Genomic DNA, 16,770 nt, shown 5'->3' on the forward strand with positions numbered 1-16,770 from the left:
CCCACAGCGTGACCGAGTGCCTACCCTGATAAAGGTGTTATAGGCATGACCTGAGCCGGGGGCTCCCTCATTCGTTTACCTTTTTGAAAATCAAGCTACGGCTTGCAGCTTAAGATTTTGCTGTTTCATAATATTGCAGCTGAATATCCTCGCTGTCCTTCGGATTGATTTTATTCATGACGACTCCGACAATTTGCGCCTGAACGCGATCAAGATTCGCCTTCATCTTTTTGACCATTTCCTTCTTCACCTTGCCTGCCAGCACAACCAGCACGACGCCATCGCAAAACGCGCTTACGATAAGGGCATCGGTTACAGCAAGCACCGGCGGAGTATCGAATAAAATCACGTCATAATGCTCTTTCCACTCCTGCACGAGTGCTTTCATCCTATTAGAGCCAAGCATCTCGGAAGGATTCGGAGGAATCGGGCCGGATGTAATGACCGATAAATGCTCGACCATCGTATCCATGACCGCCTCCTGCCACGAAAATTGATTGGAAATGGCACTGCTGAGGCCGATGCGATTCGGCTTGTCGAACACCTGATGCAGGGACGGCTTGCGCATATCGGCATCAACCAACAGCACCTTGCGTTCCTCTTGGGCAATCGTGACCGCCAGATTGGTAATCGTCGTCGTCTTTCCTTCATCCGGCTGAGAGGAGGCAATCATTAAAATTTGCTTGGGCGTGTCGATTTCGGCATATTGGATGTTGGTGCGAAGCGTTCGGTAAACTTCCGAAATGGGAGAATTGGGATTCGTTAACGCTACTAAATTCGTCTCACTGGTTAATCGTCGCATGCTGCCCTTCACCTACCCCTTGGTTATTCAATACACGTTTGCGGGAAGGACGGACATCTTCCTTCGTCATCTTCGGTACAGAGGCAATGACCGGAATACCCAGCACCGCTTCAACCTCGGACTCCATCTTAAACGTGTCATCCAAATACTCAATCAGAAACACAAGTCCAATCGCCAGCATAAGCGCTGCTACAAAGCTAACCAGAATGACGAAAATGGGATTGTTGTTAATGGGATACGCAGCGGCCGCTTCATTCGCCTTATCCAGAACTGTAACGTTGTCGACCTTCATAATGAGGGGAATTTGTTCCTTGAACACTGTGGATACCGCATTGACCATTTGCGCGGCCCGTACATACGATTGATCGCGAATCAGCAAATCCATGACCTGCGAATTTTCAGCCGAGGAGACGGATATTCGCCCAGCCAGCTGTGCAGGTGTAATGTTCAGCTCGGGATAGCGCTGTGTTACCTGACTAAGTATCGTCTCTGATTTTATAATGACCTTGTACGAGTTGATCATCATAATATTCGTTTGCAGCGTTCCTACACTTGGGGAGAATTGGCCGTCAGGCAGGGCGGTTTGATTGACGAGCAGCCTGGCATGGGCTTGATAGATAGGGGTCGTAAAAAAGAAGCTTTTTACCGCTGCTGCTACACAGGCGATAAGAACAATGACCGCAACCAGCCCTATTTTTTTTCGGATGATTTTCATATATTGTTTCAACTCCACTTTTATCCCTCCACAGGCTATCCGAATTTCTTTGTCTATTTCGAAAAAGCTGAAACTTGTCTCTTAGAGTCGAGCCATCTCAGTAGCTGACATAATGACGTCACTCATCCACCCTTTCACTCTGCTATTCTTTTTTGATTTGATTTGACAAATACGGATGCTTTTAGTGCCTTTTTTCAAAGCGTCTGCCGCCTGCTGCGTGATACATTATGTATTTTTACAACCCTAACTTTACGATACAATACGTATCATGTCAATAGCTTTTTCACATATTTTCATAAAATTGCGTCAGAACGTAACTGAAAGCGCAATCCGAACAAAGAGAGCGTTTTCACTAAAAAACTCCGTATTATCTAGGGAAAATGGGCCTTTTTCATAAATTAAACTAACTTATATGCGGAAATTATACATTTATTCCTGAAGGAAAGATGAGGAAAAGCCCAAAATATAACGAGGTAGATTTGCAGACAAAATTCGATACAATATGTATATATAAGTAGATAGAAGGTCCTGAGACTAATGGCTTCGGCCAAAAGAGGTAGATGGGAATAACCGTGTGGAAGAAGCGCTAACCATACCTATATATTGACCCCTGATCTGATCGCCACGTCTCCTATTTATTAATGAAGGCTTATAATTATCCATGTCAAAAAACAGGGCATGGGAACGAATATCGTCCCATACCCTGCTTGCTGTCCTAACTATGGCAAATGCTGCGGTACTCCTCTTAAAAAAAGTCCATCAAAAACGTCTTATGCTGCGGTATCCGGCGTTCGAGCAGCGCAGCAGCTTCCGTATCGCCCGTTATCCGTCCCGCTTCTGCAAGCCAGGAGGCTTTACGGCCACCAAGCAGCAGCGCTGACAAGGTCTGGATATCCAAGGCTAGCTGAGGAGCAGCCTGCGCTTGCTTGCTGCCCGAGTATTCTTCGCCAGTTCTCGTCAAACGTGCCGAACCAGCTGCATCGAATGCTAACCGGAATTGGCCGTTGTTCCATTCGGCGTGCGCATCTGTAATGACAAGCTCCAATGCCTCTTCCTGCTCGCACGAAGCGAAAGGATACTGGCTCACGAAAGCTTCCGCATCCACAATCCGCGTCATAAAATAAGACTGCAGCTCCTGCTTGATTCTCGGGTCCGGAAGCAGAAATGGCAGTGGATCATCATTTGCCACCGTCACAGTAACTTCATCCAGCATGGAGTCATGATTGCTAATGAATGTCCAAATCGCAGTGCGAGCTTCCTCTGTTGGTACAGCCAGCTCGTGAATCGTCATTTTACGGTTTTCGATTTGATAGCTCACATATCCTGCCATCTCATCGTCCGCATTATAATATACGGCTGTATGGCCGGGCTTGTTGAGTACCCGCTGGGCCCACCACTCGGATGTTCTAACAAGCGTTCCCGTATACCGTGATACAAACTTGGCGTACACCTGATCCAGCAGCGCACTATCCACCTCTGCCAGCCGCTGAATTCGTCCGCTTGTCGCTTTACGCAGAGGAAGCTGGCCCGCTGCGATCGTATACGCCTTGCGCTCCACCGTCATCTCCCAGCCGAATTTTCGATAGAAGGCAAACGCAAACGGATGCAGCATGCTTACCGTCTGCCCCGCACCCTTCATTAACTCAAGCGACCGTTTCAATAATTCGCTTACACAGCCAAGCCTTCTCGCCTCCGGCCATGTCGCAACTCCCGCAAGCCCGCCCATAGCGAACGGCTTGCCTTGCACCCATATTTCGAGCGGCAGCAAAGTAAGTGCCGAGAGAAGCTGCCCTTGCTCATCGAATGCGCCCAGCTCCTGCTCCGGGCGGAATTTTTGCTCGTCCTGCTCCCGCTGGCTAGGTGAAAGCTTAAATTGAAAGGCATACTCGGACAGCTTCAATCTTTCCTCAAAATGTTTGGCTTCCAGTGCTCTGATCTCCATCTCTAATAGCCTCCTTGTTTTCCCCTTTTTCTCTATTCGCGCTGCTTTCAAGCGCATCCTATTCCATCTGCTTCTATCATACATTAGGGAGCGGGTTAGCGGCAAAAGAAAAGCCGCCAGGCCATGAACCATGACCGGCGGCTTGCACTAATACAAAGACAGCGAGCAGCTTATTTCGCTTGCGAGCTTCGATAGTCGGCGAGAAACTTCTCAATGCCGATATCCGTCATCTCTATTGTTGAAAAAATAATTTGATTTCGCGAGCAGCGCTTTCATCTGAGTCAGAGCCATGTATGATGTTGCTTTCTACGGTTAACGCATAATCGCCGCGAATCGTTCCGGGCTGGGCTTCCTTCGGATTGGTTTTGCCAATGATGTTTCTTGCATTTTGCACCGCATCCGGTCCTTCCAAAATCATCGCAAACACTTTGCCGGAAGTAATGAAATCTACCAATTCGCCGAAAAATGGCTTTTCCACATGCTCCACATAATGCTGCTTGGCAAGGGCAACATCTACATTCATCAGCTTGGCCTGCACAATCTCAAACCCTTTTCCCTCAAACTTTGCTACGATATGGCCAATTAGGCCGCGTTTAACCCCATCTGGTTTCACCATTACAAAAGTACGACTCATACGCTAACTTCCTCTCTTCTATTCTAAACTGTTATTATCCATTTCATTTCCTGTCTGATCTAATGCTAGATTACGGACGGCAAGGATCAATTATAGAATAATCTGACTTTTCAAAGATTTCGTCGAAATCCTCAATTCCTTTTTCCAAAATGATCGCTGCTTCTTTTTCGGTAATCGGAACTGCCCATAAGAGTGGAAAAACTTCGCTGCCGACCTGCAGCTCCTCCAAGCTATCGCTTTCACCGCGCAGCTCATCAAGCAACAAAGCTTTCGCATGCCAGTTCTCCGGCGCTAAAGCACTTGAGCCCATGACGAGAGGTACGGACAAGTCGGTGGCGCTTTCAATATGATGAGCGATTAAATCGGCAAAATAATTAAAAATCCGATCTGCCTTCTCTCCGCCCAAATCCGATGGAAGAGCCATCATCCATTCACAGGCTGCGGGCTGCCCGGACTTGTAAACCGTATTGGACAAGCCAATTGTCACAAATCTTGAAACCCCTCCCCTATCAGGAAAAAGGTACATTTCAATATAGACGCCGCTCTCCATCTTGGACATGATTACCCGATATTCGGGCATGCCCCACTGCTCCATATAAGCACTAAGCAAAATGCTTCTGCGAACATCAAAGGCAAACCTATCATTTTCAGCAAAAAATTCCATTTTCATCAAAGCACCCTATCGCAAAAGCGGTTTGTTCGGTAAGTAATGAAGCGACTTCACGTAACGGATTGTACGTGTTTTGGCCCGCATGACGATGGAATGTGTTTCCGCCCGCTGATCGGGCAAATAACGAACACCGCCCATAAATTCGCCTGGTGTTACGCCAGTAGCAGCGAAAATCACATCATCCGTGCCGACCATATCGTTGATATACAAAATTTTGCGAGGATCAGACAGCCCCATAGAAATGCAGCGCTCATACTGCTCTTCATTTTCCGGCATGAGACGGCCTTGAATTTCTCCGCCCAGACATTTAAGTGCGGCAGCTGCCAGCACACCCTCAGGCGCGCCGCCAGAGCCTACATACAAATCAATACCTGCTTCAGGAAAGGACGGTGCCATCGCGCCCGCTACGTCTCCATCTGACAGAAACTTGATTCGCACGCCTGCTTTGCGCAGCTCTACAATGGTATCTGCATGACGCTCTCTGTCGAGAATCATGACGGTGAGGTCAGATACTGGCTTATCTAGGGCGAGGGCCGCTTTTTCAAGCGTTGTCACGATCGGATCGCGCAGCGACAGCTTCCCGGCAAGTGCAGGGCCCACTGCGAGCTTCTCCATATACATGTCAGGCGCATGCAGCAATTGGCCCTTCGGCGCTACAGCAAGGACAGCCATCGCATTATTCAATCCTTTGGCAACGATTTCAGTTCCCTCCAGCGGGTCTACTGCTACGTCAACCTCAGGACCGTTCATGCTGCCGACCTGCTCTCCGATATACAGCATCGGCGCCTCATCCATTTCGCCTTCGCCAATTACAACAGTTCCACGGATCGATACGGTGTCGAACATGCTGCGCATCGCTTCCGTTGCCGCGCCGTCTGCGCTATGCTTGTCCCCGCGTCCCATCCAAGGAGAAGCCGCAAGTGCGGCAAGCTCCGTTACTCGTATAAGCTCCAAAGATAATTCGCGTTCCAGCATCTGTAATCTCCCTCTCCTTCGTATTGCCAACTTTTCGTCATCTATACCTCTTCGCACAGCAACCCTGGAAGTGTGGTGGAAAAAAGGCTGCGCTGCTAGCTGTTCATCATTTCTATAATAATGCCAGCTGTTTCCTCAATAGCCCGGCTCGTTACATCGATGACAGGACAGCCAAGCTCCTCCATGACGCGTGACGCATGATTAAGCTCCTCCATGATGCGTTCCATGGAAGCGTATTGGGCCGAACCCGGCAAGCCCAGCGTCTTCAGACGCTCGGAGCGAATGTGCAGCAGCTGCTCTGGCTGCATCGTCAAGCCGACAATAAGGCGGCCTGGCAGCGGATACAACTCAGCAGGCGGCTTCACCTCGGGCATCAGCGGCAAATTCGCAGCCTTAATGCCTTTGTGGGACAAGAATACGCTAAGCGGCGTCTTCGACGTCCGCGATGCCCCAATCAGCACCACTTGGGCCTGTATAAATCCTCTTGCATCTTTGCCATCATCGTATTTAACCGCAAACTCAATCGCTTCCATACGGCGATAATATTCATCATCCATTGAATGGAGCAGGCCTGGCTTGCGCTTCGGAAAGCTGCCAAAGGTATCCACGTAGGCTTGCATCATCGGTCCCATCACATCGACTGCGCGTACACCCCAGCGTAAAGCTTCTTCCTTCATCAGCTCGCGCAGCTCCGGCTGTACGAGGGTATAGCTGATAAAGCCGCCGGTGCGGGCTGCTTCAGCAACAACCTGAATAACCTCATCCTCCGTCTTCATATGGCCATAACGTTTAATTTTGACATGCTCCGAAGAAAACTGCCGCAGCGTTGCTTTCGCCACTGCCTCTGCTGTCTCGCCCACCGCATCGGAGCACACGTATATGATTTCTTCTGTCATAAACCTTGTTCCCCCAGTTCCTCTGCTGCTGCGATGTCCGACATCAGACGAATAATATTGGATTTGGACACCCAACCGGTAACCTCGGGACCTTGACCGGACTCGTCCACCGACGTAATAACCGGCAAACAGTCCACTTGATGTAAAATCATTTTGCGAATCGCATCCGCCACCGAATCATCACTGGAAAGCGTCACGATATTCGGAAAACGCGTCATAACCATGCTTACAGGAATGGATGCAGCTCCCGCATTGCCTAGCGTAATTTTCAGCAAATCCTTGGGCGTTACGATGCCGACAAATTTTTTCTCTTCATTAACAATCAGCAGCGTATCCGCATTTTCGGTAAACAGAGTGATTACAGCATCATGAACGGAAAGCGTATCCGGTATGTTCACTGGTACTCCTTGTATTTCGGCAACCTTCATATGATCAAAGCGCTGCCTCGTTTCCGAATTGTCCACGCCGCGGTAGGCATTGCCTAGGAAATAACCGACTTTCGGCTTGGCATCAAGAAGCCCCAGCATCACGAGCAGCGAAAAATCCGAGCGCAGAGTAGGACGGCTCACGCCTATATAATCTGCAAGTTGCTCTCCGGTAACAGGCGCATGCTTCTTTACCAGCTCAATAAGCTCTAACTGCCTGGATGATAGCTGTATAACGTTCTCTCCCCCTCTCGACCATATCTATCTATAAGATAGTCATCATATTGAATGGTCATTATCCGCAATTAATATAACACATATAAATATGATGCACAATATATAAGACGTCATAAACCTATTAGTGTTTCTGATAGCGGATGAAAGAGAACGATATAATGCTCATAAATCCCCTTTTAGAGAAAAATGACCCCTATATGACGCCCCTTGGCCCTCAGGCGCAAGTGAATCCCACATTTATGGGATGGTGTATTCTCCTCCACCCTCTATAATTGAGAATGATTCTTAACAAAACCACACAAACACTTAAGGAGTTGGACAAACGAATGGGTACATTTCGTCACCAGATCAGCAGGCTGCTAATGGCAGGCACACTTGCTGTATCCATGATTATTGCCGGCTGTTCCAGCAGCGAGAAGGAGCCCCAGGCTTCAAGCCCTGCTTCGAATGCAACGGCGTCAGCGGAAACATCGGCAGAAACCGCTGCACAGCAGCAGGCAACAGCAACAGCAGCACCAGCACAGGAAGCACAGGCTGTCACTTTTCTAACGCCAAAGGCGCCTTCGCTCATTCCAGCACTTCTTGCAGCAGACAAGCCTGCGGATACGATTGCGCTTAAAATAGAAACTTGGGATACGATTGAGCAGTTGCTCGCCCGCGTCCAAAACGGCGATGCCGCCTTTATTGCAGCTCCGCTTAATGTGGGCAGCAATCTTTATGCCAAAGGCTTGCCGGTTCAGCTCATTCAAGTCAATACATGGGGCTCCATGTACCTCATATCGACGGATACGGAAAAACAAACGCTCGCCGATCTCGCAGGCGAAACCGTCTATATTCCCGGCCAAGGCGGCCCTCCCGACACCTTGACGAAATATTTGATTAGCGAAGCAGCACTTGCTTCGGATATTGAGCTTGCCTATTCGACGATTCCGGATATGATGCAGCAGCTTGCTGCGGGTACGATCAAGCATGCCGTGCTGCCGGAGCCAGTCCTTAGCGGACTGCGCATGAAGCTGGAAGGCAAGCTGTCCGAGGTGGTCGATTATGATGCGGAATGGCAAAAAGCATTTGGCGAAAGCTTGCCGCAAACCGGCGTATTCGTGAATAGCGAATGGGCCAAAACCAATAAAGAAGCAATTGCCGCCTTCCAAAGCCAGTATAAAGCAGCGCTCGAGGAAGCCATTCTGCCAGGCGCTAATTTAACTGCGGCTGCCGAAGCCTTCGGCATGCCGGAAGCTGTTTTGACGCAGGCCATGGGCAAAATTACACTTTCCTTCAAGACAGCTGCGGAATCACGTCAAGAAACGGATCGCTACTTCGATATATTGCTGAAAATGGCGCCAGAGTCGGTCGGGGGCAAGCTGCCGGATGATGGCTTCTACTACGCGCCGTAATGGCTTGCGGCCAATAAGCGCCGCATTGCTCCTGCTGCTCGTTTGGGCGGGGGCGGCGCGTTTGTATCCGCCGGTCGTTTTGCCCGGTCCCATCGAAACGCTGCAAGCATTGGCAGCACTCGTTGCCGAAGGAGCGCTGTGGGAGCCGCTGAAGCGGACCATCGCCCGTTTTGCCGCAGGCTTCGCGCTCGCCTTCCTGCTTGGAGCCGGACTAGGCGTGGCTGCCGGATGGCGGGAAAGCGTACAGGCATATATTCGCCCCGCCATTTCACTGCTTCAGGCGGTACCGCCTGTGTCTTGGATGCTGTTAGCCATCATGTGGCTGGGCACGAATGGCGGGGCACAGGTGCTAATCGTCACGATTGCGCTTGTTCCTGTTTTCTTTTTCAATACGGTCGAAGGGGTCAGGCAGGCTCCGCGCGAGCTGCTGGAAATGGCCGCTGTGTACCAAGTAGGCGCAGGCAAACGAATTGCCGGCATTTATATGCCCGCATTGAAGCCCTTCTGGTCGGCCGCTGTTATGGTCAATCTCGGTATGGGCTGGAAAACGGTTGTCATGGCGGAGCTTATTAGCGGTCATACGGGGATCGGCGCGTCGATGAATACGGCGCGAATTTATTTGGAAATACCGGACGTTATGGCATGGACGCTCGTCATTGCCCTGCTCGGCCTTTCAATGGAGCAGATCGCACGAAAGCTGCTCCATCGCAAAGAACCGGCAGCTGCCGATTAACATGATCTAGAAGGAGAAACGCTGATGCAATTCGTCAACATCAAGCTGACCTTTGGCGGCAAAACCGTTTTCCAAGATTTTTCCCTGCAATTGGGCGAAGGAAACATCACCTGCCTGATGGGCGCCTCCGGCATTGGCAAAACCTCGCTTCTTCGCTGTGCAGCAGGCTTGGAGAAGCCCGAGCAAGGCCGGGTGATTCGCAACAGCAGCATCAACAAGCATCGCATTAGCTGCGTGTTCCAAGAGCCACGTTTGCTGCCCGGCAAAACGGTGCTCGAAAATGTACTTTGGGTGCTAGGTCCAAACAGCGCCAAGCCTGCTAAAAACAGCTGCACACCCGATAAGGTCATGGAGCTGCTTCGCGAAGCAGGACTTGCGGCTGCCATCCATCACTACCCCCACCAGCTCAGTGGCGGCATGCGGCAGCGTGTTTCGCTCGTGCGGGCATTCGCCGCCAGCCCTGATTTGCTGCTGATGGATGAGCCGTTTCAAAGTCTTGATCCGGCCGCAAGGCTCAACATGCAGCAGCTTCTGCTCAAGCTGTGGGAGATGGACAAGCCCACCGTGCTCCTCGTCACCCATGACTGCGATGAAGCTTTACGGCTTGGTTCGAGAATCGTTCTGCTAGCAGGCTCCCCCGCCTCAATAGCCTTGGACATTCATGAAGCCCATCATCTGATCCAAGTCAGCGAAGAATACCAAACGAGCAACATGCGCCCTGCGGAGACAAGCCTCGGATCAGCTTTCAACGAAGCAGATCAACAGCTCCTGAAGCAGCTCATTGGCGCGGAAACCTAAATTTAAACCTAAACCTAAGAAGCCAGCAGGCCTCGGGAAGCTTTTCCCGGCTCTGCTGGCTTCTTTTTCTTCAATAATAAGCGATCTATGTTATTCCTCTGTCATCTCCAGGAACAGCTTTACATCGGCCGTCGTCAACGCGACCGCCTCCCGCCAGAAATCGGGCTCCTCCAAATTGACGCCCAAATGCTTTTGCGCCAAATCCTCAACCGTCATGCGGCCGGTATCTTGCAGCAGCGCCACATAGCGGTCGGCAAAAGCTGCCCCTTCCTTCACGGCCCGTGCGTAAATGCCCGCGCTGAACAAGTAGCCGAACGTATACGGGAAGTTGTAGAAAGGCACATCTGTGAAGTAGAAATGCAGCTTCGAGGCCCAGAACAGCGGATGCACCTGTCCGAATGCGCCGCAGAACGCTTCACGCTGCGCCTCCTCCATCAGCTTGTTGAGCTCATCTACGGTCAGCATGCCTTCGGCACGACGCTCATAGAAACGAGTCTCGAACAAAAACCGCGCATGGATATCCATGAAAAAGGATACCGCGCTGCTCAATTTTTCTTCCAGCAGAGCGATTTTCTCATCTTTGTCCGTAGCTGCCTTAAGCGCGGAATCCGATACGATCAGCTCTGCGAACGTCGAGGCTGTTTCGGCCACATTCATCGCATATTCCTGCGAATAGGCTGGCAAATCATTCATCACATGCTGATGGTAAGCATGCCCAAGCTCATGCGCAAGTGTCGACACATTCGATGCGGTACCCGAATACGTCATAAAAATTCTTGTCTCTTTGCTTTTCGGCAATGAAGTACAGAAGCCGCCTGGACGCTTGCCCGGACGATCCTCGACCTCGATCCATTGGTCTACAAATGCTTTTTCTGAAAAAGCGGCCAGCTCCGGGCTGAACTTCGCAAACTGCTCTAAAATTTGCGCCGCGCCCTCGTCATAGCTGACGACCTTCTCTGCCGTACCGATGGACGCGTACATATCGTGCCAATCCATTTGCTCGACACCAAGCAGCTTCGCTTTGCGCTGCATATATTTAACCAGCTCCGGCTTGCCCTCGTTGATCGCCGACCACATGGCCCCAATCGTCTTCTCGCTCATCCGGTTCATTTGCAGCGGCTCCTTGAGCGCTGAGTCCCAGCCCCGCTTGCCATACAATTTCAGGCGGAAGCCGGAAATCCGGTTCAAGGCGTCTGCGCACAGATCAGCCTGCTCGCCCCATTCCCGTTCCCACTCGGCAAAAGCCGCCTGACGCACCGAACGGTCACTCGCTGACAGCTTATTGAACATCTGCCCTGCCGACAGCTCGCGCTTCTCGCCATCCGCGCCGATATCATTAAATTTCGCCCGCGATACGACGAGATTGTACAAATCTCCCCAGCCATGATAGCCGTCTACCGCCATATCTTCGATTAAAGACTCCAACTCTGGAGACAGCTTCTCCTTCGCTTGCTCGCGGCGCTCCGTCAAGCTGAATGCAATCTCAGCCGCTGGCCCCTCGCTGATCCATGCTGTCCAGCTTGCATCATCAACGCTGCGCAGCACATTATCATAGCGCGTCAATGCGCCTTGGAAGGCCGCATTCAGCGTCTTGATGCGATCATTCAAGGCGGTTGCAGCTTTGTCCTTCATATTTTGCGCGGTCAAACAAGCCACGAATGAATCCGACTGGCGCATCCGCAGCAAAACCGACTGCACAAGCTCCGTTATCCGGTTTAAATAAATGGCTCCCTCCTGTGGTGCTGCAAGCAGCCCTTCAAGCTCCGACAGTTCCTGCTGCACCGCAGCCATCTCCGCTGCAAAAGCCTCCGAGCCCGCTCCTCCTGCATAAATCGATTCCAAATTCCATGTTAATGAATAATGACCAACTGACATTCGTCTATCTCCTCTCCTTGCCCAATCTTCCTTAACGACTAAATCAACCAAGGTGAAACGGCTATCGCCGTCCTTTGGTGGCGCAGCGCGTTTCAGTCCGAGAAATATAGAGAAAGGATGAGAAAATCATATACTTTCCTATATTTCAAGCGTAAACGGCTGAAGCCGTCCTTCGGCGGCAAAGCTGTCGTTTCAAGGGTGAAATATAAGCCTATTTATAGGTGTGAAACTTATAAATGCTTATAGTTCATTAAAAACCGCCCGTAAGATTCGCTTTTCATTTGCGCATTCTTCGGAGGCGGTGTATAACTTAATTATATACAGAATGGAGGATTTCTACCATGTCCCAGCCTTTACAAATTTCAGCGGATACCGCAATCAAGCTGTCCAAGCAGCTCGGCATCCCGATTGAGCACTTAATGCATATGCCAAAACATATTTTGCTGCAAAAGCTCGGTGAGCTCGCCAAAGCCGAAGCTGAGGCTAACACAGCCGCTGCGAACCCGTCAGAAGATGAAGCTTCAGGAGACAAGCCTGTATGATTCCGTTTGAGAACACCTGGCCCTACGACATCATGATGAATGACATCTATGTACATGATTGCCCGTTTTGCCAGGCCAGCAATGTGCTAATCCCGATTCGTCCCAAGGAAATCCCGCTCATCCAGCAAGGCAAAAAAAAGCTGCTGGTCTTTCCCTGCTGCCACAACCGAGTAACGATCATCGATGTCGATGGCGACTATTTGCTGGCAACCGAGCGCTTGCGCAAGCTGGGCGGCTAACTCGTTAGCGCGGACAGGCCCTATCACATGTCCGAAGCATCCTGCTCCCGTTCAACTAATGGAAGCCTCGGACTATTAGCCGCTTGCCGCATAGCAAAAACAAGAAGCTTCCACACCCGCTGCTTACAGCGGAAATGCGGAAGCTTCTTCATTCGTTCCAGGCTGCTTCAAGCTTGCTTGAAGCGTATTATGCAGATGTCAGCTCGCCATGCGGCTCTTGCTCCAGCATTCTGCTCGTTTCCTGTTCCTCGCGAATGAGCTGCCACTGCTCGCGGCTCGCCCGTATCATCGCGGCATCCATAATGCGCTTGTCATTGACGATGCGCGAGAACCAGCGTACAGCCTCTGCGCGTTCGCCGATGCGTCTGTTCAGCTCGCCAATCAAATACATCAGCTTGGCCCCATTGAGCTCCGCGCCTTCCCCTTCAAAAACTTTCACATACGCTTGCAGCGCAAATCTCAGAAAACGCTGCTCCTGGGCGTGGTTGCCCTCATAGCGGTACAACCATGCAATGTGATGCAAAATGCCAGCGATCACACGCGGGGATTCGCCCACCGATTGAGCCGACAACAGCGCCAGCTTGTACGTCGCCATAGCCTGCTGCAGCGAGCGCTCACCGCTGAACTCACGAGCAACCCAGCGCGAGCCGACATTTTCATAATAGCTCAGCTTCTGTTTATCGCTCAGCCGTTCTGTGCCATTCTCTGTCGATGCATAACCGCAAGTTGGGCATACGCGAACGACATAATAATCGGGATTTATATCCGCTTTATAATAACCGCAGAAGTCTGTGTCTGACTTCACCGCTTTCTTAAAACTAGGACGCACGCGCGAGGTCATAAAACTTGTCTCACAGCAAATGCATTGTACTTTCGTTTCATATAGCGGTTCCATACAGACCACATCTCCTATTCTGGTGTGTTTACAAAATGATGGGCAGGTCCTGATAGTCTTTCGATAACAAATTGTCTCAGCTCGTCTTCAATGCCTACTTCCTGAAGCGCTCTGTTCATGCAATCCAGCCAAGCTTCGGCACGCGCAGGCGTAATCTCGAATGGCATATGCCGTGCACGCATCATCGGATGCCCGAAAGCATCGGAGAATAACGTCGGCCCTCCAAAAAACTGGGTGAGAAACATATGCTGCTTCTCCATCACCGGATTAATATCTTCCGGAAACAATGGACCGAGTAATGGATGTGCCTGTACCTTTGGGTAGAACGACTCTACAATAAGCCTTAAAGACCTATCTCCACCAAGTGCTTCATAGAGGCTTATATTCCTATTCATCGACATTTTCAGCTCCAATTTGTAGGTATTTAGTATTATATCATAGAAAAATTTGACTGTCTCAACCTTTTTTCTCCGTATCACCTTGCTTCCAACCTAATAGTCCCGGTTCGTACTGGGCCATAAGACTATTATAATATAAATAGGCCTGCTTTTATTTTGTTATCCCCCTCTAAAAACGGCGAATTCGTGATCAATCATCTGATTAAATGCTCTGTTCGGACAGCCCCCGAAAGTACTCGATAACAACCTCGCGGAATTCCAGTGCAGCCCGGGAAAGGTACCGAGTCCTGTGCCGCAATAAAGCGATCTCCCGAACCAATTCGTATTTTTCTACTTGGACATAGTTGATAGCTTCCCGTGAATTCCTTGCCGTGCTTGGTATGAAGGCGATGCCAATCTCGGCTTCCACCAGTGCGCTTAGCCTTGCAGGTTCATTGCCCTCATACACATAGTGAGGGGCAAATCCAACCGATTGGCAAACAGAGTCCACCAAATCGCGGGTCCCATAGCCTTTTTTCACACCGACGAACGATTCATTTCTTAGCTCTGTTAAGGATATGCTGCTTCGGTCTGCCAGCCGATGCCCCACTGGAACCGCTACGAGGATGGGATCCATGAACACGATTTCACATTCAATGTCATCTCCATTTATAGGAGGGGACGACAAGCAAAAATCGACCTCTCCTCTATGCAGAAGCGTTACCATTTCCTGCGTAGTCAGCATTTGCACATGGAATTGGAGATTGGGCCGCTTTTTTCGGAACTCGCGAAGGATATGGGGCAGCGTACTTGCGGCGGTCACCGCCAATTTCAAGGCGCCATGCTCCGGGCTGGATAAATCGCTAAGCTCCTGCCTCCCTTGTTCCAATTCAAATAAAGCCCTTTCTGCACGCTGAAGGAAGCGGTTTCCGTACTCATTGAGCCGCAGCTTCCTTCCAACTCGATCGAATAAAGGGACCCCTAGATTTTCCTCTAAGCGTTGAATCGTTTTGCTTAATGACGATTGCGTAACGTGCAAGCTTTGGGCTGCTTCGGTCATATGTTCCAATCGAGCCACTGTGATAAAATATTGCAATTGAAGAAGTTCCATTTCCGCCCTCCATTCATTCACTCATTCCTTCAAGTGAATGAAATCATAACATAAAATGCGTTGGAATGAATAAGCGATTTCAAGTACGATGAGAATATACACGTTGGGGGTGACCAAAAATGAATGTTCGCAACAGATGGTTATTGATTTCCGTTGGACTGGGTGTGCTTTTGAACCCATTAAATTCCTCAATGATTGCTGTTGCTATTGCAAGGCTGCAGGATGTGTACCGCCTTGCATTTACAGATGTTTCATGGATTATTTTTGTATTCTACATTGCGAGTGCTGTCGCTCAGCCTGTGATGGGAAAAGCCAGCGATTTATTCGGTCGCAAGAAAATATTTCTTACGGGGCTTGTTGTAGCCTTCGTTGCTTCTTTATTAGCTCCACTATCGCAAAGCTTTGGGCTGCTCATCGTGTTTCGCATTGTACAAGCAATCGGAACAAGCATGATGGTTGCGGTTGGCATGGCCATTGTACGGATTCATATTACGGAGAAACAAGCGACTGCGCTGTCCGTTATGTCCATATTCCTTTCAGGAGCGGCGGCAATCGGCCCCTTTATTGGCGGAGTTTTGATTCACTGGTGGGATTGGCATGCGATTTTCTTCGTCAATATTCCGTTCGTAGTAGCAAGCTTTCTATTAGCTTGGAGGACGATTCCAAATGACCAGCCGCCAACAACCGTTACTCGGGACATGTCCTTCCGTAAATGGTTTGCTTTGATGGATGCGCCAGGGATAGTGCTCTTCACAGCAGGTCTGGTTGCGCTGCTCGTTGGCTTGCTGTCAGCAAAATCAGTAGGGCACGTCTCCGCTTGGAATGTCATTGCCTTGCTTGCAGGACTTGCGCTGCTGGTCGCTTTCGTACGACACGAGCTAAAGGCAGCATCCCCTTTTATTCCTTTGCGCGCATTCGCCAAATATCCTGCGATGACTTGGGTCAACGTCCAATTTATGCTCGTTAACCTGCTTTTTTACTCGATCTTTTTCGGGCTTCCATCCTACTTGCAAATGGTACGTCATATCAATGAATTCCATACAGGCATCCTCATGCTAAGCTTGGGTTTATGCTCGCTCGTTGTTTCTCCAATAGCAGGACGATGGATCGATAAATCAGGTCCTCGCCCCGCCTTGCTAGTATCTGCAATACTGATGGCACTGGGGTCCATTTGGATCATGACCTTGGATGCTTCTTCACCAGTTATTAGTGTGTGTTTCGCTTTAGCCGCATTCGGTGTTAGCAACGGGTTGAATAATGTCGGCATGCAAGCCGCTTTGTTCCAAAGCTCTCCTAGAGAAATCATTGGTGTAGCTTCCGGGTTGTTTAATACATCAAGATATTTGGGGACCATTCTCTCATCCTTACTGATAAGCATCGTAATGGGAGGTGCGTTCAACGCTGGGGGATTTCGAGTGCTTGGCATTATCCTTACGGTAATTGCAATTTCCTTGGTATTCATGAATCGGCGGCGCTTGGAGTCAGGGCAGCTGGCAAGTCCGTAAAGCAG

At 50.1% G+C, this 16,770-nt stretch carries 18 protein-coding genes; 6 read left to right on the top strand and 12 right to left on the bottom strand.

What is annotated here, in order from left to right:
- Positions 1–109: 109 nt before the first annotated feature.
- From AC50X8_RS09345 to AC50X8_RS09380, 8 genes are all read right to left on the bottom strand, one after another.
- Positions 110–802: a CpsD/CapB family tyrosine-protein kinase gene (locus AC50X8_RS09345; RefSeq protein ID WP_056041288.1), complete on the bottom strand. Its 693-nt coding sequence runs from the start codon at positions 800–802 to the stop codon at positions 110–112.
- Positions 783–1,535, bottom strand: a complete 753-nt coding sequence (locus tag AC50X8_RS09350) for a YveK family protein (protein WP_494879453.1) — start codon at positions 1,533–1,535, stop codon at positions 783–785. The genes AC50X8_RS09345 and AC50X8_RS09350 overlap by 20 nt, the downstream gene beginning before the upstream one ends.
- A 727-nt stretch (positions 1,536–2,262) precedes the next feature.
- Positions 2,263–3,459: a GNAT family N-acetyltransferase gene (locus AC50X8_RS09355; protein WP_494879455.1), complete on the bottom strand. Its 1,197-nt coding sequence runs from the start codon at positions 3,457–3,459 to the stop codon at positions 2,263–2,265.
- A 232-nt stretch (positions 3,460–3,691) separates the two neighbouring features.
- Positions 3,692–4,093 (bottom strand): nucleoside-diphosphate kinase, encoded by a 402-nt coding sequence (gene ndk, locus AC50X8_RS09360; RefSeq protein WP_056041281.1) that lies wholly within the window; start codon positions 4,091–4,093, stop codon positions 3,692–3,694.
- Between the two features lie 70 nt (positions 4,094–4,163).
- Positions 4,164–4,763 (bottom strand): suppressor of fused domain protein, encoded by a 600-nt coding sequence (locus AC50X8_RS09365; protein WP_155973482.1) that lies wholly within the window; start codon positions 4,761–4,763, stop codon positions 4,164–4,166.
- A gap of 9 nt (positions 4,764–4,772) precedes the next feature.
- Positions 4,773–5,735: a class II fructose-bisphosphatase gene (gene glpX, locus AC50X8_RS09370; protein ID WP_494863518.1), complete on the bottom strand. Its 963-nt coding sequence runs from the start codon at positions 5,733–5,735 to the stop codon at positions 4,773–4,775.
- A 98-nt stretch (positions 5,736–5,833) separates the two neighbouring features.
- Positions 5,834–6,634: a pyruvate, water dikinase regulatory protein gene (locus AC50X8_RS09375; RefSeq protein WP_056041279.1), complete on the bottom strand. Its 801-nt coding sequence runs from the start codon at positions 6,632–6,634 to the stop codon at positions 5,834–5,836.
- Positions 6,631–7,320: a helix-turn-helix transcriptional regulator gene (locus tag AC50X8_RS09380; RefSeq protein WP_056041278.1), complete on the bottom strand. Its 690-nt coding sequence runs from the start codon at positions 7,318–7,320 to the stop codon at positions 6,631–6,633. Before AC50X8_RS09380 ends, AC50X8_RS09375 begins: the two co-directional genes overlap by 4 nt.
- Positions 7,321–7,622: 302 nt before the next feature.
- Between AC50X8_RS09380 and AC50X8_RS09385 the strand changes: the two genes are divergently transcribed.
- The 3 genes from AC50X8_RS09385 to AC50X8_RS09395 are packed head-to-tail and all read left to right on the top strand — an operon-like array spanning position 7,623 to position 10,221.
- Entirely contained in the window at positions 7,623–8,690 is a 1,068-nt protein-coding gene (locus AC50X8_RS09385; protein ID WP_494879457.1) for an ABC transporter substrate-binding protein, read from the top strand.
- The gene (locus AC50X8_RS09390; RefSeq protein WP_494879458.1) at positions 8,665–9,423 is read left to right on the top strand and encodes an ABC transporter permease; all 759 of its coding nucleotides are present in this window, start codon (positions 8,665–8,667) and stop codon (positions 9,421–9,423) included. Before AC50X8_RS09385 ends, AC50X8_RS09390 begins: the two co-directional genes overlap by 26 nt.
- Before the next feature lie 24 nt (positions 9,424–9,447).
- Positions 9,448–10,221, top strand: a complete 774-nt coding sequence (locus AC50X8_RS09395) for an ABC transporter ATP-binding protein (RefSeq protein WP_494879460.1) — start codon at positions 9,448–9,450, stop codon at positions 10,219–10,221.
- 90 nt (positions 10,222–10,311) lie between these two features.
- Here the strand turns inward: AC50X8_RS09395 and AC50X8_RS09400 are convergent, their stop codons facing one another.
- Entirely contained in the window at positions 10,312–12,096 is a 1,785-nt protein-coding gene (locus AC50X8_RS09400; RefSeq protein ID WP_494879462.1) for a M3 family oligoendopeptidase, read from the bottom strand.
- A 341-nt stretch (positions 12,097–12,437) separates the two neighbouring features.
- Here AC50X8_RS09400 and AC50X8_RS09405 point away from each other — a divergent pair, with 341 nt between their 5' ends.
- Together AC50X8_RS09405 and AC50X8_RS09410 are read left to right on the top strand one after the other, a co-directional pair.
- Complete coding sequence (locus AC50X8_RS09405; RefSeq protein ID WP_494879464.1) at positions 12,438–12,638, top strand: YycC family protein; 201 nt, start codon at positions 12,438–12,440, stop codon at positions 12,636–12,638.
- Positions 12,635–12,877, top strand: coding sequence for a hypothetical protein (locus AC50X8_RS09410; protein WP_099519088.1), 243 nt, complete (start codon positions 12,635–12,637; stop codon positions 12,875–12,877). The genes AC50X8_RS09405 and AC50X8_RS09410 overlap by 4 nt, the downstream gene beginning before the upstream one ends.
- 187 nt (positions 12,878–13,064) lie before the next feature.
- On the opposite strand, the gene AC50X8_RS09415 is transcribed toward AC50X8_RS09410, so the two are convergent.
- The 3 genes from AC50X8_RS09415 to AC50X8_RS09425 form a co-directional block, all read right to left on the bottom strand.
- On the bottom strand, positions 13,065–13,772 hold the full coding sequence (locus AC50X8_RS09415) for a DUF2225 domain-containing protein (RefSeq protein ID WP_056041266.1): 708 nt from the start codon (positions 13,770–13,772) through the stop codon (positions 13,065–13,067).
- A gap of 14 nt (positions 13,773–13,786) precedes the next feature.
- The gene (locus AC50X8_RS09420) at positions 13,787–14,167 is read right to left on the bottom strand and encodes a globin domain-containing protein (protein WP_172455524.1); all 381 of its coding nucleotides are present in this window, start codon (positions 14,165–14,167) and stop codon (positions 13,787–13,789) included.
- A gap of 205 nt (positions 14,168–14,372) precedes the next feature.
- The gene (locus AC50X8_RS09425; protein WP_056041264.1) at positions 14,373–15,260 is read right to left on the bottom strand and encodes a LysR family transcriptional regulator; all 888 of its coding nucleotides are present in this window, start codon (positions 15,258–15,260) and stop codon (positions 14,373–14,375) included.
- Positions 15,261–15,379: 119 nt separating this feature from the next.
- Between AC50X8_RS09425 and AC50X8_RS09430 the strand changes: the two genes are divergently transcribed.
- Positions 15,380–16,765, top strand: coding sequence for an MFS transporter (locus AC50X8_RS09430; protein WP_056041262.1), 1,386 nt, complete (start codon positions 15,380–15,382; stop codon positions 16,763–16,765).
- Positions 16,766–16,770 lie beyond the last annotated feature (5 nt).

It is taken from the genome of Paenibacillus sp. JT22N15, from assembly GCF_059383755.1.